The sequence below is a fragment of the Oceanobacillus polygoni genome, from assembly GCF_008304605.1.
Taxonomy (GTDB): domain Bacteria; phylum Bacillota; class Bacilli; order Bacillales; family Amphibacillaceae; genus Oceanobacillus; species Oceanobacillus polygoni.
In genome coordinates, this window is sequence record NZ_PIJY01000035.1 from 1 (window position 1) to 18,342 (window position 18,342).

Here is an 18,342-nt window from a genome sequence, read left to right on the forward strand (position 1 = left end):
CCGAACACAGAAGTTAAGCTCTTCAGCGCCGATGGTAGTTGGGACTTTGTCCCTGCAAGAGTAGGACGCCGCCAGGCAAATAGAAATCCCAGTATATGATTGCATATACTGGGATTTCTTCATCTTATTCTACTTTCTTCCATCATTTAATCTTCTCGCTTCTTCAGGACTTGACATTTTTGTTGCTCCTTTATAGCGAAGACCAACATCTCTGTCTGATTCCACACGTCCACTTTCTCGTAACTTCTTTTCTTGACGATCTCTACCCATTAATTGCACCTCCCAGTTTTAACATGAACTATTTCATCAAATATATTCATCAAAACAGTACCCATCAACTACCTATACTTGTCCACACTTTAAGTAAGGAATGAAGAATACCTCAAAATATTTTTTTCGAAGAGGTTTTGTAAGAGCATAGATTGGATGATACAATTAACTAGATAAATTCATTTTTCAAATGTGTTTACATAACAACAATCATATGGAAATAAATATCAACTAAAGAGAATATTTTGGAGGGAACTTATAGTGAAGAAAAAGATAGGATTATTATTTGGAGGAAAGTCAGCTGAGCATGAGGTTTCTCTGCAATCAGCAAAAAACGTGATGGAAGCAATTGATCCTTCGAAGTACGATGTTGTATTAATTGGAATTGATAAATCAGGGAAATGGCATTTGAATGATGCTTCACATTTCCTATTGAATTCAGAGGATCCCAAATTAATAGCATTAAATAAAACGAATAAAGGAATTGCCGTTGTACCAGGTGAAACTGAAAACCAACTTGTAAATACAGAGGGAATGGAAGCATTAGGTCAATTAGATGTAATATTTCCCATTCTCCATGGAACATTAGGAGAGGATGGAAGTGTTCAAGGGATGTTGCGAATGGCCAATATTCCTTTTGTTGGTTCAAATGTGCTGGGTTCAGCAATAAGTATGGATAAAGACATCGCCAAGCGCCTACTAAGAGATGCAGGGTTAAAGGTTGCTAATTCTTATACGTATACAAGGACAAGGGCTTCAAAAAGCAGTATTTCATTTGATGAAATTAAACAACAGTTAAATCTCCCTTTGTTTATTAAACCAGCGAATCAAGGGTCATCTGTTGGTGTAAGTAAAGTACATACGCAGGAGGAATTTGAAAAAGGCATTGAAAGTGCTTTTAACTATGACCACAAAATATTGATTGAGGAAGCAATTCAAGGTAGGGAAATTGAGTGTTCGGTTTTAGGAAATGAAAATCCAATTGCATCCATTCCTGGAGAAATTGTCGCAACAGCTGACTTTTATTCGTATGAAGCTAAATACATTGATGAAAACGGAGCAGCACTTGAAATTCCCGCTAAGCTCAGTGAAGATGTAACAAAGCAAATACAAGAAGTAGCGATAAAAGCATTTAAAGCATTAAACTGTGAAGGAATGGCAAGGGTAGATGTTTTCTTAACAAAAAACAATGAAATTATTATCAATGAGATAAATACAATACCAGGCTTTACAAAAATAAGTATGTATCCAAAATTATGGGAGTTAAGTGGTATACCGTATAGTCAGCTAATTGATGAGCTAATTAATTTGGCTTTGGAGCGACACCAACGCGACTCATTCTTAAATAGTTCATTTGAAAGTAAATAAATCTATTAGTAATGTTAAAATCCCCTTTTAAGTGTTATTCACACCTAAAGGGGATTTCTTTTTTATTTCTTCTGTAATGCCTTCTTTTTAGTCATCAATTTCATTTCCGTATTAAGCGCTTTGTACAATGCAATTCCCATCAGAATCATGACAAAGGAGAACGGCAATGCAGCGATAATAATGGTGTTTTGCAATGCTGTTAGACCACCAACATAGAGTAAAATTAATGCTACTGTTGATTGGGAAACACCCCAGATGATTTTTACATTATTTGGCGGTGTTAAGGAACCGCGTGTTGATTGCATTCCCAAAACAAAGGTTGCTGAATCTGCTGATGTAATAAAGAATGATGCAATTAATAATATCGCCAGGATAGATAAAAAGAACGATAGTGGTAACTGATCAAACATGTTAAACAATACCAACTCTGTATCAAATTGTGCGATATTTGTTCCGTTATCTTGAACATTCCCCGCTGAAGTTCCGAATGCTGCAAACCAGACAGAAACAACTAACGTAGGGATGACCATAACGCCGATAAGAAATTGACGGACAGTCCGCCCTCGAGAAATTCGTGCAATAAACATTCCTACAAATGGAGCCCAAGAGATCCACCATGCCCAGTAGAAGATAGTCCATGAATCTAGCCAACCACGGTTATCTCCTCCAAGTGGAGCTGTGTTGAAGCTCATGTGAACGATTTTTTGTATGTAGAGACCAAATGTTTCTGTAAACATATTTAGAATGAGTAGTGTAGGTCCGAGAATGACTACTAAAATAAAGAGTACTAAAGCAAGGAACATATTTAAATTTGACAAATATTTGATTCCCTTACTTAATCCAGACCAGGCTGACATAATGAATAATACGGTTACGATTAAAACAATAATTAACTGTGGGATAAACCCAATTTCAACGCCGAATAAATGAGATAGTCCAGCGTTAATTTGAACTGCACCGAAGCCAAGCGAGGTTGCAACACCGAATACGGTAGCAAAAACAGCTAGAACATCGATTAATGTACCTAGTGGACCACTCATACGGTCTCCAAATAAAGGCCTTAGAGTTGAAGAAATTAATCCAGGCATCCCTTTTCGAAATTGGAAAAAGGCAAGAGAAAGTGCGACGACACCATACATTGCCCAGACATGAAGCCCCCAATGAAAGTATGAATAGGCTAGACCTTCTTTAAACGCCTCTGTAGAGCCAAGCTCTGCTTCTGGTGCATCCACAATATAGTGGAATAATGGTTCTGCAGACCCGTAAAAGACAAGTCCAATCCCCATGCCTGCAGAGAATAGCATCGCAATCCAAGACCCTGTAGAAAAGTCAGGTTTTTCATGATCCTTTCCAAGACGAATTCTCCCATATGGGCTAAATGCAATAATGATTGCAAAAATAACGAGTGCTGACATGAGCAGCATATAATACCAACCAAATGTTGTAGAAACAAAATTTTTAACATTATTTGTCACTAGTTCAGACTGGGCAGGAAAAACTGCTCCAAGAACAACAGAAATAACAACCAATGCTACAGCTATGTAGAAAACTTTTGAGATACGTTTCATGCTTCCCCCTAAAAATTAGATTTGACATATATGTAATTAAGCATACGAATTATTATACCCGTTTTGAAAAATAATGAAACCCTAAATAAGGAAAGTTCATAATTCCATTTATTCATATATATAGGATTACCATTCCATAAGAATTCTATGTATGATAGGTAGAGGAGTTGGAAGCTTGTCTCAAGATGCAGTTCGTACTATCTAATGTGATTCATAGTTGAATAGCTAAAGAAAATATAGTCTTCTATTAACCATAATTGTTTTTTCTCATTGAATCTGACATGATAATAATGAAGTGATTCCAGGGGGAGACGGACAGGATGCAATTAGCACTTACATTCATCATATTGATTATGACAATAATATTATTTATGAGCAGCAGAATACGGGCTGATTTTGTAGCACTATTGGCGCTGCTTTCGATGGTTATTACAGGAATTCTTACCCCTGTAGAAGCGCTATCTGGTTTTTCAAATAATGTTGTTATTTTGGTGGCTGGGCTATTTATCGTTGGAGCAGGGCTGTTACGAACAGGACTTGCACAAATGGCTTGGCGCTATGTTATTGCGTTGGTCGGGAAAGAGCGAGACAAAATTATTTTTCTATTTGCTCCTTATTGTAGGCATTGTCGGTGGTTTATGAGTAACACAGGAACAGTTGCCCTCATGCTTGTGATTCCATTGTTTTCCCGCTTTGATTGCATTGATAATGCTGTTCTATTAAGCGTACATAATTCATAAAAAAGGAAGATCCTATGATAGATTATAAATTTGATAAATTATTACATGTGCGGACGGGACCGGAGAAGAAGTTATCTTTTCCTGACTCGATTCAGTATAATCCGTATGAACCGACACCGTATCACGCACTAGAAACGTTGTTTAAGCATTATGTGGTAAGTGAACAAGATCAGTTCGTAGATTATGGGTGTGGGAAAGGGAGGTTGAACTTTTATATCCATCATTTTTATCGATCGTCTGTGAAGGGAATTGAGATGGATGAAAATTTTTATCAGGACTCCATTGTTAACCTAAGAAACTATTTACAGCATACGAATAGCGGGAAGGATACGATTGAATTTATCTGCTGCTTGGCAGAGGAATATGTTATCGATCCGCACGATAATCGATTTTACTTCTTTAATCCATTTTCTGTTCAAATTTTTCAAAAGGTGATTAATCGGATTTTGCGTTCTATTGAGGAATCCAATCGAGAGGTAGAACTGATTCTATATTACGCACATGAAGACTATGTGTATTTTTTAGAGGATAAGACGATATTTGAGCTGGAACAGGAAATTAGACTGCCTGGATTATATGAAACGAATCCGTATGAACGCTTTCTCGTTTATCGAGCTGGCAATTAAATTAGAAAAAGAGCTAAGAATTTTCTTAGCTCTTTTTGATATGTTGCGTTTTCGATTAGTTTACGTTAAAGCTCAGTTAATTTCAGCTGCTGGTCTTTCAGGATGTAGACTGTGTCTGCAACTCGCTCTGTAAACGTACGATCATGTGAGACGAGGATAACTGTTCCATCATAGGCTTTTAAAAAGCGCTCTAATGCTTCAATGCAAAAAACATCCAGGAAATTGGTTGGCTCATCCATAATGAGTATATTGTATCTGCCTAAGAAAAGCTGACATAATAGCAGTCGAATGGCTTCACCACCACTTAACGCGGATGTTTTCTTTTTCAGATCATTGCCTGTAAAGTTCATAGCATGAAGGACTGCACGAATCTTGCTTTCATCGTAATCACTTCTCTCCTTCATGTATGCTAGCACTGTTTCATCCTTTTTAAATTGGTAGCTCATTTGCTGGTAAGCTCCAATTACAGCTTTCGGAGAAAGACTTATTCCCTCGCCATGCTGAAGAATGTGTTGGAGTAAAGTTGTTTTTCCAGAGCCATTCTTTCCGGTGATTGCGATTGTACTGCCTAATGGGAATTGAAAGCTCGCTTCTTTAAGAATCGTGTTATTTCCAACTTCCAACGTTAATCGATCTGCCATAATCGGAAACTTGTTATGAAGCTTGATTGCGGCTGCTTGATGAAAATGTAGGGCACGTTCCTTTGCTGGAGCGTCCACTGCATCAAGCTGTTCCACGCGTTGCTCGATTCCTTTCGCAGCCCGTTGAACCGCTTTTTGACTGGTTCCTTTTGATTTTGTCTCGAACATTCGATTTGCCATTGCTTTTGTGTCCTTTTTGGACATTCGCTTATTAACATCAGTTATTTTTTCTGCCTTCTTCATCTTTTCTTCAGCAGCTTTTAAGAGACGATTTTTCTCTTTCACATATTTTTCGTGCTGCTCTTGTTGCTGCTTACGCTGGAGCTCTTTTTGCGCTACATAATCCGAATAATTTCCTGTATACTCGGTTACTTTTCCGTCTTCAATTTCCCAAATTTTTGTTACAAGCTTATCTAAAACAAAGCGGTCGTGGCTTACAAGTACAAGTGCTCCGTAATAATACGTTAGTTCATCGATAAAGAAAGTTGTTCCAGTTGTGTCAAGATGCGTAGTTGGCTCGTCAATTAATAGTCCTTCGTGATACGTGGAGAACAGCTGGGCAAGCTTCATCCGAGTCTGTTCACCACCGCTTAAGTAACTAATATCAGTTGAAGGAACGGCTAGTTTGCCTAATAGTTCATAGTCCGTTTCCTTTTCAACTGGCTTTGCCAATTGGTCAAAATAGGCAAAATCCGCAAAGTGATGCACAATTCCTCTATCCGGTTGAATTTGTCCGTGAAGAAGCTTTAATAATGAGCTTTTTCCAGCTCCGTTTTTACCAACGATGCCAATTCGATCAAATTGGTGAACTGCCAATCGTGGAATATCTAAGATGACTTTGTCAAAAAAGGTGAGCTCTATATTTTCTAGTTCTAAACATACTTTTTCCATTATGCCTTACCTCCTATAATTCCAATAAAAAATCACAGGCAGACTGCCTGTGATTTAGAGTAAAGGGAAGAAGCCCCATCCTTATTCAGTTAGGAGTTAAGCTAAGATAGCTGTCACGAAATTATCCTTTCTATTGTTGAAGGGTATAAGAAAAAAACTTTCTTACTACGAAAGTGCGCTAAGTATTCGCTCACCTTGGCCGCGAATACCCAGTTTAATCTACAGATGAATCGTAGCTTATACCAACTTCTCAAATGAAAGAAAACGTACAAAAATAAAGAAAGGCAGAATAAACCTACCTTTCTACATCTTATATATTATGCAAAATGAAGATGATTAAAAAAGGACAGACTAATCCCTTTACCCTGTCTATACAAACAGAGCCTTTGAACATATTAAATTACTTAGTTCAAAGTTAGGGAACGTAATCTGATCGAATGCATTTTTTAACCATCCTCCTTAAATTAGTTGTTAACGTATCATATTTATTATAAAACTTCTATTTGAGAATGTCAAAAGGGGGTGGTAAATTTACTGCTAATAAAGCGTAATCTCCCAGAATTCACGATCATCTAAAATAAGGTCATCAGGCTTCTTGATATCGTCCCAGCGCATCTTACGCTTCACAGAAATTGGCAGATGCTCTTCTCCGTTTATACTGGTGAAATATTCTACGACATATGCAGTTCCAACAGCTTTCTCCAAATACGAATAGAGCAATGCTAAGCACTTCTTTTCAAGCTCTTTTCCATTCCCTTGCTTGGTAGATATCCACCCGTGCTTTAATGGGAGCGAGTTATTCGTAGTTGCTACTTGATGTTTGTATGAGAAGTGAGGGCTGTAGGAAAAACGTTCCTTGCTTTCACTATCATAATTATTTTCAAAATGTAAATGTGTAAAATCCAACTCGCTTTCAAATACGTTTGGTGGTTCTGGGGAGATTGGATTTAAGCCGAACGTACCAACAGGTAATCTCATTGGTGAAGCGATATAAATGTATTGCGTCATGCTTGGGTGCTCCTTTTCCAAATGGATTGGGTATAAAGCTAGTAGCAACTAATCAAACGTTTGATTAGTTGCTACTTCCTTCTACATTTAACAAGAGTTATTTCAAACTTGCTATATCCTCAATGATTGGAATCAACTGATAAAGCTGGTCGTTAACTGGCGTTGGAATGCCATACTTTCTACCAAGCTCACATACTTTCCCAGCGAAATACTCGACTTCCGTTTTGCGTTCTTCTACAATATCCTGAAGCATGGAGGTTTGCCCATCAGGAGATAACTTCATTAAAATTGTTCGATAGCTATGGACATCTGCTTCTGTAAGGTTTACACCCACCTCTTGGGAGATGGCAACGACCTCGTACATCGCCTGTTCCATCCACTTGTGCAGTGAAGGTACCTCCTGAAAATATTTATAAGGTGCACGTAATACGGCAGAAATTTGGTTAATACCAACGTTAAACATGAATTTTGCCCAAATTGTATGCCGAATATCTTCTGGTATTTCATATGGAATACGAGCGCGTTCAAACAAATCTTTGACTGCAAGTACATCCTCTGAATGGCTTTGATCTTTTTCACCGAAACAGATTTTTCCGATACTAGAAAAGCGAATACGATTATCCCTTCTTACTGCATCAATGCCAACGCACATGCTGTATAGGATATGCTCATTTCTAGTATTATTATAGATTTCCTCTTCACTAGATATTCCGTTTAGAAGTGATAGAATAATTGTATTTGGGCCAATATGGTGTTCCATATCAGTAAGAGCCTGCTCGAGATGGTCATTTTTTACTGCAAAAATAACGAGATCTGCAGGTTCAGCATTTGCCTCAGAAGTTTTATAATTGAAATGAAACATCGTGCCGTCTACATCCAAGCCGCTAGCAGTGTAGCGATTAATTCTTTCTTTGTTTGCGATAACTGTAAAAGCATCCCCTAATAATGTATGTAACTTGCTTCCATAGGCAGCACCGATTGCACCTAATCCGATCAAAGCAACAGACTGGATTCTCTTCATCTTATTCACCGCTTTTCTATGTTTTCAATTATAATTAGTATAGCATAAATATTCATAATTCAAATAAAGGAGGGTGAAACTATGATTTTTGAAAAAGAGAATATAATGGTTCGACCATTACAAGAAAACGATAATTATTTATTGGTTAGATGGCTTTCCAACCCTGCTGTGCTTGAATTTTATGAAGGGAGGGACAAGCCCTTTGATCTAGAGAAAGTCAATAAAGATTTTTATAATCGGCATGACGGTGTTGATAGATGCATTGTTGTATATGAAGTAATAGCTATTGGTTATATACAATTTTATCAAGTAAATAATAAAACGAGTACAATACATGATTATAGTCAGGAAGAAATTACTTATGGAATGGATCAGTTTATTGGTGAACCTGAATATTGGAATAAAGGAATTGGAACATTACTTGTACTTTCAATGGTAGACTATTTACTTGAGAAGAAGCAGGCTCATAGAGTTATAATGGATCCTCAAAGAACAAATTTAAGAGCTATAAGATGTTATGAAAAATGCGGATTCAAAAAGATTAGAGTCTTACCAAAGCATGAATTTCATGAAGGTGAGCTACGAGATTGTTGGTTAATCGAATTTAATAGATCAATTTAGTTCCTCGACTAGGCCATTTTTTATCGATAATTTTGTAATAGACTTGTAGCTGTGTCGTTAGGATTCCTGATAAAAATAGGTTACACTAATCTAGCTTAAGGAGTTTTTCAAAAATGCTAAGATTTTTGGCCAAGAGTCAACAGCAGCTTGAGCATTTGCAGCAGCACTGCCGCCAAATGTTAGGGTAAACGGTCCATTTGATAGCAAAACCTCTGGTGGCATAGAAGGAAAAGTAAATGGGAAACAGAGAAAATGACCTGCATCTTTATAGTGCAGATGAACATTTGGATACGGATGGTTTTTCTCCTGAAGACGCTCCATAATCATATTGGAAAAAAGAGAAGAAGGCCATAATTGATCATCTCCACCCGATATGAGCATAATAGGTGCCTGGATTCTCTCAACCGGAATTTGCGCCGCATCGAGCTGTTCTTTATTCTTCAAGGATTTATGAAATACAGAGAGATTGGATATTGGTTTACGAGTGAATAACTTGGAAAAATAGCTAAAAAAAGAAGAAACACTATTCTTCGGCTGCAAATAATCTAATGGCTTATTTTCATAGGTCCAAGCGGGATCAGGTACCCCCATAAAGTTTCGTAAACCAGCATAACGAACACAGCTTGGCGAACCAGCAATTACTGCTTTAATTTCAGGGAACATTGTCCCTAATTGTAATGCAAGCTCTCCACCTCGAGAGAAGCCGATAACAGCAATTTGATTTGCTTGGACTTGAGGCTGCTGTTGTAACCAGTGTATCGCCGTTTCGAAGTATTCAAGCGGAATGTTAACCAAATCTCCTGGAATATCCTCTATACCAAAATATGCTAATGAAAAAGCAGCATAACCATGAGAGGCAAGCAGGGCAGCTGCGCTTTCCCGCATACCACCATCTGATCCACCTAGTATAAGTACTCCCGGAAGGGAATCAGGACCAGTTGGTTGATAAAGTGAACCAATCATTCCTTGCTCGTCAACCTGTGTTTTAGATACGTGAGGTGCTGTAAAAGAGCGAATAACATCCATACTTGCAATAATATTCTCATTTAATTCAGCGGTGATTGTCACCGTTATAGGAGTAGGTTTGGTCTTTGTAAATAATGTATGTTTTTTCGGATCATCCGATTTCATGGACCAAAATAACCCCATGGAATCGATTGTCTCGTAAGTACCGCTTATAGGTTTTTGTTTACTTAGATCGACGATACCTTGTTCATCCGTTTTAAAAAATGCATAGGATTCAAATGGAATACGATTCCCGTCCATAATTCTTGCCTGTATCTTCACAGTTTGCTTTGGATTACATCCTGATAAACGGATTTGTAAAGGTTCATCTACGAGAGCATTTTGCGGAGTGATAATGAATTGAGGTGCTTTGGTCGCTAATTTAGTCATTTGTATTTCCCTTTCACATCTATATTTTAAATTATCGTATAATTCAAAACTCTGGTTTATTGTATCTTAAGTTATTCCTTATCACAAGCATATTCAAGAGGAGATTATTAAAGTCCATTTGCTTTTCAAAAATATGTGAAAAGTATTTGATATATGTTTGAAAAGTTTTATAATTATAAATGTCAAATACTTTTTACATTTAATGGATCAAGGTGGCGATAATAATGGATTGGCTTATTTTAATACTATTCTTTGGCTTTTTACTATTGATGTTTTTCCTAATTGGTATGCTACTCTATTCGTTAGCAATGCAAGGGGACGAACGGAAAAATTTTATCAAAGCAAAAAGCTATGTCTTACACATTCGCAGTTATAGTAGGAGTTTTACTAATAGAAATTGGTAAGTCTATCTATACGGTCAGTGTAAAAGATCAGGCAGCAGAGGGAATGAATCCGTTTATTTTGCTAGTAACTACTTCTATCGTATACTTTGTAACACTACTATATAACAAAAGGAAATACGGGAATTAATATGGAAAATAACATTCGACAACTAAGAAAAGCAAAAAAACTATCTCAAGAGGAAATAGCTAAGCTATGTAGGGTTTCCAGACAAACGATTAATGCAATTGAAAACAATAAATATGATCCTAGTTTACAGCTAGCATTTGATATTGCAAAACAGTTAGAGGTTACAGTTGATGATTTATTTATACCTAGTAAATGAGGTGAAGGAATATGGATCGAACAAAGACTTTAATCTTATCCTGAATTAAAGTTGTTTATAAATTTGCCCCAAAGAGTTTAATTGATTGTCTTTAATTTAAAAAATGGTCAAGGTTTCTGTACTTTGTTCAAGTTGAAAAAGACAGCAAGATATTTAAAGGAGGAAATAATATGTTATCGCAGAAAGTCCAATCTACTTATGAAAAAATAATGGCTGATGAAAGAGTAAATCGAACATATAAATTCATAGAATCGGATCATGAAAATACGATTTCTGAACAAATTCAGCTGACAGAGATACCTGCACCACCATTTCAAGAAGAGATTCGAGCTCAAAATTTTAAGCAACGCTTACAGAATCTTGGACTAAAAGATATCAAAATGGATAAAGAAGGAAATGTATTTGGAGTCCGACCTGGAACTGGAAATGGACCGAAGTTGTTTGTTTCCGCCCATCTAGACACTGTCTTTCCAGAGAGTACAGATACAACGGTAACCGAAAAAGATGGGAAATTATATGCACCAGGAATTGGGGACGATACGAGGGGACTGGCTGAAGTATTGGCAATCATTCGTGCACTTAATGAGTCTACCATTTCTACAATCGGAGATATTATCATAGGTGGTACGGTTGGAGAGGAAGGCGTTGGCGATCTCCGAGGTGTAAAAGCATTTTTTCAAGAAAATGCGGTAGACGGTTATATTTCCATTGATGGTCCGAATATGAATGTTATTACGTATTTAGGTACTGGAAGCTATCGCTATCAGATTACATACAAAGGTTCTGGTGGACATAGTTTCGTAGATTTCGGTTCACCTAGTGCAACACATGGACTGGGCAGGGCTATTGCGGCAATAGCACAACTGGAAACGAAAGCTAATCCTAAAACAACCTTTACAGTTGGAGAGGTTCGTGGAGGTACATCTGTAAATGCAATTGCCCAGGAAGCTAGTATGCTCGTTGACTTGCGTTCAAATGATCAGCAAGAGCTAGATAAATTAGATAAGGCGTTCTTAGAGATTGTACGAAATGCATGTGTTGAAGAGAATAATCGGTGGGGAAGTGAGGACCTTACAGTAGAAATTGATCGATTTGGTAATCGTCCACCTGCTAGTCAGCCATCTGATGCAGTCATTGTGCAGGCGGCTTGGGGTGCAATTGAATCAGCAGGCGGTGACCCGGAACTTGGACAGCCAAGTAGTACGGATGCGAATTATCCGATGAGCTTGGGAGTTCCCGCGATAACTACTGGGACAGGTGGAAATGCTGGAGGAGCACATACGTTGGAGGAGTGGTTTGACCCAACAAATGGTCACCTGGCAATTCAAAAAAGTTTTACATTGATTTTAGGTTTGGTAGGAGTAAAGGATGTTTGTGAGCCTTTACTGTCTACAATTGCAAAGAACGAGTGAGTGCCCTTTTTATAAAAAATGAGGGCAATATTTACAACCTTTGGGGATATAAATCGTAACGGATTTCATATCCCTATTTTAATTTCTATTCTTTTCTGTTTCACATTTGTTATCTAATTCTCCATTTGATACGATAACCTCAGAAACAGGAAAGGGTCATGCAGATGAAACTATATTGGATATGGCTATTGTTTAATATTATTCCATGGGTGTTTGCTTTTACATATCTCTCCGTCAGTATGATTGAAATGCTATGGCGACTCTTTGGCGTTGCGGTATATTTTATAATCTTTTTTATCATGCCGTTAGTAATAAGCAAGCCAGTTATTACGATGATCCTGCTTAGCCTCAATACATGTATTGCGATTATTACGTTATATCCAGCACAGGGGGACGGTTTTAATCCGTTTCTGTTGCTGATTCTTTCCATGCTTATTGGTGAAGCCTGTTATCACTTGAATATTCGGCAAGTGAGCGTTGTTGCATCAGTTAGTATAGTAGGAGTAATCGTAATTCTATGGAATGCAGAGCTTTTTACAATAGGCTTTATAGCGATATACTTTATATTTCTATTGACTGCAAGCTTTATTTATCAGCAAACTAAGTATCATAATGATGATCTGAGTGCTCGGAATGATGCTTTGCTTAGCGAGTATCGAAGTGTAAAGAGACGGCTTTCATCGGATGAAGAAATAGCAAGGCAGGAAGAGCGTGCGCTGATTGGTCATGAAATCCATGACTCTGTTGGTCATAAGCTTACTGCCCTCCTTATGCAGCTTGAAGTATTCCGATTACAGGCAGCCGAAGATAATAGAGCGCAGGTTGAATCGTTGAAGGAGCTTGCGAATCAAAGCTTGGAAGAGACGCGAAATGCAGTGAAAATGTTAAAAAGCAATGATGTCGGCGGGCTGGCCGGAGTTTTACGTTTGATTCGTAAATTGGAAACGGAAAGCTTTATTCGCATCCATTTTTCAGTAAAACATGGTGCATTTGCGGCACCACTTACGGGAGAACAGTCATTTGTCGTCTACCGTTCTGTGCAAGAAGCATTGACGAATATCATGAAGCATAGTAATGCAAGAGAAGCAGAAGTTATGTTTGAAGCCCCTGGTGGGAGTGTTTTTCGGTTTGAGATTAACAACCCTGTAAAAAATGATAATCGATTTCAGGAAGGGTTTGGTCTAGGTTCCATGCGGGAAAGGATTGAGAAAATTGGTGGCGAGCTACATGTACAGAAAACAGATGGACAATTTATTGTTCGTGGGTTAATAAAATTAGCAGAGCTGGGGGAAGAATATGATTCGGATACTACTGGCTGAAGATCAAGTGATGGTAAGGCAAGGGCTAAAAATGATGATGGAGACGGATGAGGAAATAAAAGTAACAGGAGAAGCTAGCAATGGCAAGGAAGCGATCCAGCTTTGTGAGCAGCAGTCATTTGATGTGATTATTTTAGACATCCGCATGCCTGAGATGGATGGTATCGAAGCTGCAAGAACGATTCAGAGCCGTTGGCCAGGGTCTAAAATTTTAATTTTGACGACATTTGATAATAATCAATATGTCATGGATGCATTAAAGATTGGGGTTAGTGGATATATCCTAAAAAATGCCGATACAGATTCATTAATCCGGTCGATTCGTAGTGCATTACAAGGTGGATTGACTGTAGAGGATCAGGTTGCTGCCAAGGTTATGCCATTATTGCTTAACAAGCAAGAGGAGAAGAAGGTCGATCCATCCTTAACACCTCGAGAGCGTGCGATTTTAACGTGCATTGGAGAAGGGCTTAATAATAGCGAAATTGCGGAACGACTTGGATTATCGATAGGAACGGTGAAAAATAATACAAGTCAAATTTTAAATAAATTAGGGCTGCGGGATCGGACACAGTTAGCTATTTATGCCATTCGACATAACCTTGTTTGAGGATCTCAAAAAATAAAATGACTAAAGTAATTTCAATTAAACATGGTAATGACTAAAGACAGTAGTGATGCTGTCTTTATTTTTGTATGCTGTAATTACAACCAGTTAAGGGAGTGTGTCCGTATGATCGAAACGGTAAAGTTAAGTAAAACATATAAGGGCAAGAAAGCAGTAGATGAAATTGATATTTATTTAGATGAAGGGGAATCGGTTGGATTGCTCGGCCCAAATGGTGCTGGAAAATCAACTACGATTTCAATAATATCCTCCTTGCTTAAGCCAACATCAGGTGATGTGAAATTAGATGGTAAAAGTACGATAAAAAATCCCGCTGAAATTCGAAAGGTCCTTGGTGTTGTACCACAGGAAATTGCATTATACGAAGAGCTTTCCGCTTATGAGAACTTGAAGTTTTTCGGAGAGATTTACAAGGTGAAAAAGAATGTACTCGAACAGCGAATTCAGGATGTACTGGATATGGTTGGATTAACGGAGCGGCAAAAGGAGCTTGTAAAAACATTCTCTGGTGGGATGAAAAGAAGGGTAAATATTGCAGCTGCATTATTACACAATCCGAAAATCCTTATTTTGGATGAGCCGACTGTTGGAATTGATCCCCAATCGAGAAACCATATTCTCGAGACGGTTCGTAAATTGAATGAAGAGAATGGTACAACGATACTTTATACGAGTCATTACATGGAAGAGGTAGAGCAGCTATGTAAACGAGTTTATATTATGGATCATGGCAAAGTAGTAGCTTCAGGAAGTAAAGCAGAGCTACTAAGTATTCTCTCGAGTGAAGACACGATTCAAGTAAATTTAAGTGAAACAAGTGACGGATTGATTGAGAAAATCCAATCAATTGAACACATTCGGCGTGTAGATGAAACAAGTGAAGGAATCCGGATTATCTCCAAAAAAGGAACTAACATACTTGGAGATTTAGTGCGTGCGGCAGAAAGTGAAGGGATCCAGCTAACGAATTATCAAATGGAAACACCAAGCCTTGAGGATGTTTTCTTGCATTTAACCGGTCGAACATTAAGAGATTAGGAGGAGGTAACGGAAGATGCGTTCATTTTTAAGAAAAGATTTACTTGTCTTTTGGAGAGATCGTAAAGAAGTGCTTATTTCTTTACTAGCACCTATCTTATTGATTGTTGTGTTGAACTTTGCCTTCTCCGACTTGTTTGGTGAGGATGCAGAGACATTAGATATTGATTTAGGAATTGTTATGGAGGATGATGAGTCCCTTGGACTGGAGCAGTTTACGGAAACAGTTTCAGAAATGGATTTATCAGAAGTAGAAAAGGGAGCGATGATCGAGCAGGCATCCACTATTTCACCAAGTGGTTTAATGACTTCTTTTTTCAGTGATCCGGAATTAAGTGGATGGATCACGACAAAGCAAATAAGTGAGCAAGATGCTAAGGAACAGGTAGCGAATGGGGAGCTGGATGCATTCGTTAAGATTCCAGAAGGGTTTACGAATGATGTCCTACGTAAGATCATGCTTGATCAGTCTGCAGAAACTGCTCTTGTACTTCAGATAGAAGAGCAATCTACAGAATCGGATACCATTCATAGTATCATCTCGAATTATCTCGATACCCTTAACTTTCAATTTGCACTTCAAGGTGTAACGGATGGTGAATTAATAGAGCACATATTACCTGAAGGAGGTAGAGAGGTAGTTGATGGTGCCGAGTCGTTTGGTATTTCTCAATATTTTACAGTTGCAATGAGCTTTTTGTTTGCGCTATTTATAGCTTCAACGGTTGCAATGAAGACGACCACGGAAAAAAGAGAGCGCGTATTTAACCGAATTATATTAACGAATACAAATCCAATTTCCTTTTTAATGGGAAAGACGATTTCTACGTTTTGCTTCGCATGGTTACAGCTAATGATTGTGTTTAGTGTATGTCATTTGCTGTTGGATGTGTTTGAAGGAAAATCAATGGCATTTTGGATTGGAGTAATCGTAATTATTACGTTCTTCTCCTTAGCAGTAGCTGGACTATCTGCAGTGTTTACAACATTCACATTAAATTTAAATAATACAGATGCGGCTAATGGAGCGTTTAATTTAGTCATTATGTTGCTTGCTGCAGTTGGCGGAAATTTATTCCCAATACATGGGCTGCCAGAATGGCTGCAAAAAATAGGGGAATGGACACCGAATGGGTTAAGCTTGTCCGTCTTTATGCAGTGGACACAGTTTGGCGACCTTCAGACTTTAATGATTCCGATGGTTAAGTTATTTGTTTTTTTCATTGGTTGTCTTCTCATTGGAATATTTCTATTTCCTAGAAGGGGGAGAGCATAATGTTCCCAGTATTTAAGTCGCAATGGAGGAAGGATAAGCGCAAGCCATTGATGGTTATTCTTTTTCTGATAGGAAGTATTGCATTAACGCTTATTTTTACGAGCAGTAATATGGTGCCTCAAACGACCATTGCTATATTTAGCAGTGAAGCAAATTCTGATGAAGTCGTGGATAAATGGGAGCCATTACTAAATGGTAATGAGTCATTTAACTTTGTAAAAACAGATGAAGAAACTGCACGTACAGATGTAGCGGAAGGAAAAAGAGACGTAGCCATTAACTTGATGGAGAATGATTATCGAGTCATTACAGCCTATGATATCCCAACCCTACCACTGATTGATCAATACGTTCAGAAGGTATTTATAGAGGAAGCGCAAATTGAAGCAGCAGCGGGTTCACAGGGGATAGACCAGATTCGAAATGATGTGGAAAGCTATTTGGAGAATCCGCCATTTCAAATTCAAACCAAATCACTAAGTGGTGGTGAAGTATCCAATTATGATATGGGGATTCAGTTACTGTTTGGGTTTACGCTTTTTATGGCTATGTTCACAATTGGGTTTAAAGTGAATGGTGTCTTGTCAGATAAGGTGAGTGGAGTTTGGAATCGAATGATTTTATCACCTGTAAGTAAGACAGGAATGTATACGGGTCACCTACTCTATAGTTTCGTGATCGGTTTTGTTCAAATCGCTGTTGTGCTTGTTATTTTTCAATATGTGATGAATTATGATTTAGGTAATAATTTCGCTATACTCCTTGTAATAGCTGCAATTTATGCACTGAGTATTGTTAGTATGGCGATGTTAATAACAGGCTTTGTGAAAACGCCAGAGCAATTTTATATGATATATCCTTCTGTTGTACCAATTATTCCTGTTATCAGTGGAGTTTATATGCCGCCGGGAACAATAAGTAATACAGTCCTCTTGTTCATCGCTGATTTATTCCCGTTGACACATGCGATGGAAGCGATGATAGATGTTGCCTTTTATCATCAAGGCTGGAATGAGGTTGCATTACCAATGGTGCTCATGCTTTTAATTGGTGTCATTTGTATGGGAGTAGGAATTAATTTGGTAGAGCGGCGCAAGAATTAAAAATTTAAGGGTTTATGTGGCTGTAGGAAAAGAGATATTGTTACTTTTCCTACAGTCTTTTGTTCTTGATTGTATTTCTGAAGTGTACTTCCAGTACGAAAGTGTTATAAAGAATTAACATATATATATTCTCACTGTGATATAATTATTTTAATATGTGATCGTGAAACAGGGAGCTGTTGAAATGTCACAAAGGCAGAAAAGCTTTATATATAGTGGAATTAGCTGGACAATTATTTTTGCACTGATGAGCTTTTACTGGGCTGCTGGTGGGATGGTTGGTGTTCGCTCATTAGGCGGTCAAATATATCAAATGGCGCTGGAGAGAGATCCTAACTTTGTACATGTAGTCTGGTAAACTGGATTTGGGAAATTGCTGGGCTGTTTGTTACTTGCATTGCTATTATATCAATGGAAAAATAAAAAACTGAAAAAGATGTTATTTTTACTAACTCGAATTGTCGCAGTTGGTCTGTTTTTATATGGATTATTAAATTTGATTACCATTTCTTTGGCTGGTTTAAATGTACTAGACTTTGAGTTAAGTGGTTATGCAATGTTTTGGCGTTTAATTTTTTGGGAACCGTTTTGGATGTTAGGTGGAATCTTATATTGGATGTCCACTGCGAAGCTTCAAGATAAAAGGAGCTAATACAGCAAAAAATTGGTTCATGAGTGCATATTGAAACA

19 protein-coding genes and 1 rRNA gene are annotated in these 18,342 nt (G+C 37.8%); 14 read left to right on the forward strand and 6 right to left on the reverse strand.

All coding sequences use genetic code 11. The features are described 5' to 3' along the window. Nucleotides 1–77: ribosomal RNA gene (gene rrf, locus F1560_RS22795) — 5S ribosomal RNA — on the forward strand; the annotation flags it as partial. A 52-nt stretch (nt 78–129) separates the two neighbouring features. On the opposite strand, the gene F1560_RS17545 is transcribed toward rrf, so the two are convergent. Further along, a complete protein-coding gene (locus F1560_RS17545) occupies nt 130–270 on the reverse strand; it encodes a YpzI family protein (RefSeq protein WP_095311915.1) in 141 nt (46 codons plus the stop codon). Between the two features lie 258 nt (nt 271–528). On the opposite strand from F1560_RS17545, the gene ddlA reads away from it, so the two are divergent. Next, nucleotides 529–1,638: a D-alanine--D-alanine ligase gene (gene ddlA / locus F1560_RS17550; protein ID WP_149475945.1), complete on the forward strand. Its 1,110-nt coding sequence runs from the start codon at nt 529–531 to the stop codon at nt 1,636–1,638. A gap of 62 nt (nt 1,639–1,700) precedes the next feature. Here ddlA and F1560_RS17555 read toward each other — a convergent pair whose 3' ends face one another. Next, nucleotides 1,701–3,206, reverse strand: a complete 1,506-nt coding sequence (locus tag F1560_RS17555) for a glycine betaine uptake BCCT transporter (protein WP_149475946.1) — start codon at nt 3,204–3,206, stop codon at nt 1,701–1,703. A gap of 320 nt (nt 3,207–3,526) precedes the next feature. On the opposite strand from F1560_RS17555, the gene F1560_RS17560 reads away from it, so the two are divergent. Next, nucleotides 3,527–3,946 (forward strand): SLC13 family permease, encoded by a 420-nt coding sequence (locus tag F1560_RS17560; RefSeq protein ID WP_245347852.1) that lies wholly within the window; start codon nt 3,527–3,529, stop codon nt 3,944–3,946. A 14-nt stretch (nt 3,947–3,960) separates the two neighbouring features. Next, a complete protein-coding gene (locus tag F1560_RS17565; RefSeq protein ID WP_149475947.1) occupies nt 3,961–4,572 on the forward strand; it encodes an SAM-dependent methyltransferase in 612 nt (203 codons plus the stop codon). 65 nt (nt 4,573–4,637) lie between these two features. Here the strand turns inward: F1560_RS17565 and F1560_RS17570 are convergent, their stop codons facing one another. The 3 genes from F1560_RS17570 to F1560_RS17580 form a co-directional block, all read right to left on the reverse strand. Then, nucleotides 4,638–6,104, reverse strand: coding sequence for an Msr family ABC-F type ribosomal protection protein (locus tag F1560_RS17570; protein ID WP_149475948.1), 1,467 nt, complete (start codon nt 6,102–6,104; stop codon nt 4,638–4,640). 537 nt (nt 6,105–6,641) lie between these two features. Next, nucleotides 6,642–7,112, reverse strand: a complete 471-nt coding sequence (locus F1560_RS17575; RefSeq protein WP_149475949.1) for a hypothetical protein — start codon at nt 7,110–7,112, stop codon at nt 6,642–6,644. A 97-nt stretch (nt 7,113–7,209) separates the two neighbouring features. Next, the gene (locus tag F1560_RS17580) at nt 7,210–8,133 is read right to left on the reverse strand and encodes a ketopantoate reductase family protein (protein WP_149475950.1); all 924 of its coding nucleotides are present in this window, start codon (nt 8,131–8,133) and stop codon (nt 7,210–7,212) included. Nucleotides 8,134–8,214: 81 nt separating this feature from the next. Here F1560_RS17580 and F1560_RS17585 point away from each other — a divergent pair, with 81 nt between their 5' ends. Next, nucleotides 8,215–8,754, forward strand: a complete 540-nt coding sequence (locus tag F1560_RS17585) for a GNAT family N-acetyltransferase (RefSeq protein ID WP_149475951.1) — start codon at nt 8,215–8,217, stop codon at nt 8,752–8,754. Between the two features lie 90 nt (nt 8,755–8,844). Here the strand turns inward: F1560_RS17585 and F1560_RS17590 are convergent, their stop codons facing one another. Next, complete coding sequence (locus tag F1560_RS17590; protein WP_149475952.1) at nt 8,845–10,149, reverse strand: acyl-CoA thioesterase/bile acid-CoA:amino acid N-acyltransferase family protein; 1,305 nt, start codon at nt 10,147–10,149, stop codon at nt 8,845–8,847. Between the two features lie 532 nt (nt 10,150–10,681). Between F1560_RS17590 and F1560_RS17595 the strand changes: the two genes are divergently transcribed. From F1560_RS17595 to F1560_RS22490, 9 genes are all read left to right on the forward strand, one after another. After that, nucleotides 10,682–10,876, forward strand: coding sequence for a helix-turn-helix transcriptional regulator (locus F1560_RS17595; protein WP_149475953.1), 195 nt, complete (start codon nt 10,682–10,684; stop codon nt 10,874–10,876). A gap of 170 nt (nt 10,877–11,046) precedes the next feature. Continuing rightward, the gene (locus F1560_RS17600; protein ID WP_149475954.1) at nt 11,047–12,288 is read left to right on the forward strand and encodes a M20/M25/M40 family metallo-hydrolase; all 1,242 of its coding nucleotides are present in this window, start codon (nt 11,047–11,049) and stop codon (nt 12,286–12,288) included. A gap of 164 nt (nt 12,289–12,452) precedes the next feature. Next, entirely contained in the window at nt 12,453–13,607 is a 1,155-nt protein-coding gene (locus F1560_RS17605) for a sensor histidine kinase (RefSeq protein ID WP_149475955.1), read from the forward strand. Continuing rightward, a complete protein-coding gene (locus F1560_RS17610; RefSeq protein ID WP_149475956.1) occupies nt 13,585–14,217 on the forward strand; it encodes a response regulator transcription factor in 633 nt (210 codons plus the stop codon). The genes F1560_RS17605 and F1560_RS17610 overlap by 23 nt, the downstream gene beginning before the upstream one ends. 123 nt (nt 14,218–14,340) lie before the next feature. Next, nucleotides 14,341–15,273, forward strand: a complete 933-nt coding sequence (locus F1560_RS17615; RefSeq protein WP_149475957.1) for an ABC transporter ATP-binding protein — start codon at nt 14,341–14,343, stop codon at nt 15,271–15,273. A gap of 16 nt (nt 15,274–15,289) precedes the next feature. After that, on the forward strand, nt 15,290–16,549 hold the full coding sequence (locus tag F1560_RS17620; protein ID WP_149475958.1) for an ABC transporter permease: 1,260 nt from the start codon (nt 15,290–15,292) through the stop codon (nt 16,547–16,549). Continuing rightward, nucleotides 16,549–17,652 (forward strand): ABC transporter permease, encoded by a 1,104-nt coding sequence (locus tag F1560_RS17625; RefSeq protein ID WP_149475959.1) that lies wholly within the window; start codon nt 16,549–16,551, stop codon nt 17,650–17,652. Before F1560_RS17620 ends, F1560_RS17625 begins: the two co-directional genes overlap by 1 nt. 184 nt (nt 17,653–17,836) lie before the next feature. Beyond that, on the forward strand, nt 17,837–18,010 hold the full coding sequence (locus F1560_RS22485) for a hypothetical protein (RefSeq protein ID WP_245347851.1): 174 nt from the start codon (nt 17,837–17,839) through the stop codon (nt 18,008–18,010). Nucleotides 18,011–18,025: 15 nt separating this feature from the next. Then, nucleotides 18,026–18,304, forward strand: a complete 279-nt coding sequence (locus tag F1560_RS22490; RefSeq protein ID WP_245347850.1) for a hypothetical protein — start codon at nt 18,026–18,028, stop codon at nt 18,302–18,304. Nucleotides 18,305–18,342: the final 38 nt, after the last annotated feature.

Coding starts and splice junctions, on each gene's coding strand:
- F1560_RS17585 (WP_149475951.1), top strand. CDS start 8,215: ATGATTTTTGAAAAAGAGAATATAATGGTTCGACCATTACAAGAAAAC.
- F1560_RS17555 (WP_149475946.1), bottom strand. CDS start 3,206: ATGAAACGTATCTCAAAAGTTTTCTACATAGCTGTAGCATTGGTTGTT.
- F1560_RS17580 (WP_149475950.1), bottom strand. CDS start 8,133: ATGAAGAGAATCCAGTCTGTTGCTTTGATCGGATTAGGTGCAATCGGT.
- F1560_RS17590 (WP_149475952.1), bottom strand. CDS start 10,149: ATGACTAAATTAGCGACCAAAGCACCTCAATTCATTATCACTCCGCAA.
- F1560_RS17620 (WP_149475958.1), top strand. CDS start 15,290: ATGCGTTCATTTTTAAGAAAAGATTTACTTGTCTTTTGGAGAGATCGT.
- F1560_RS17565 (WP_149475947.1), top strand. CDS start 3,961: ATGATAGATTATAAATTTGATAAATTATTACATGTGCGGACGGGACCG.
- F1560_RS17545 (WP_095311915.1), bottom strand. CDS start 270: ATGGGTAGAGATCGTCAAGAAAAGAAGTTACGAGAAAGTGGACGTGTG.
- F1560_RS17575 (WP_149475949.1), bottom strand. CDS start 7,112: ATGACGCAATACATTTATATCGCTTCACCAATGAGATTACCTGTTGGT.
- F1560_RS17625 (WP_149475959.1), top strand. CDS start 16,549: ATGTTCCCAGTATTTAAGTCGCAATGGAGGAAGGATAAGCGCAAGCCA.
- F1560_RS17615 (WP_149475957.1), top strand. CDS start 14,341: ATGATCGAAACGGTAAAGTTAAGTAAAACATATAAGGGCAAGAAAGCA.
- F1560_RS17595 (WP_149475953.1), top strand. CDS start 10,682: ATGGAAAATAACATTCGACAACTAAGAAAAGCAAAAAAACTATCTCAA.
- F1560_RS17610 (WP_149475956.1), top strand. CDS start 13,585: ATGATTCGGATACTACTGGCTGAAGATCAAGTGATGGTAAGGCAAGGG.
- F1560_RS17600 (WP_149475954.1), top strand. CDS start 11,047: ATGTTATCGCAGAAAGTCCAATCTACTTATGAAAAAATAATGGCTGAT.
- F1560_RS17560 (WP_245347852.1), top strand. CDS start 3,527: ATGCAATTAGCACTTACATTCATCATATTGATTATGACAATAATATTA.
- F1560_RS17570 (WP_149475948.1), bottom strand. CDS start 6,104: ATGGAAAAAGTATGTTTAGAACTAGAAAATATAGAGCTCACCTTTTTT.
- F1560_RS22485 (WP_245347851.1), top strand. CDS start 17,837: ATGTCACAAAGGCAGAAAAGCTTTATATATAGTGGAATTAGCTGGACA.
- F1560_RS17605 (WP_149475955.1), top strand. CDS start 12,453: ATGAAACTATATTGGATATGGCTATTGTTTAATATTATTCCATGGGTG.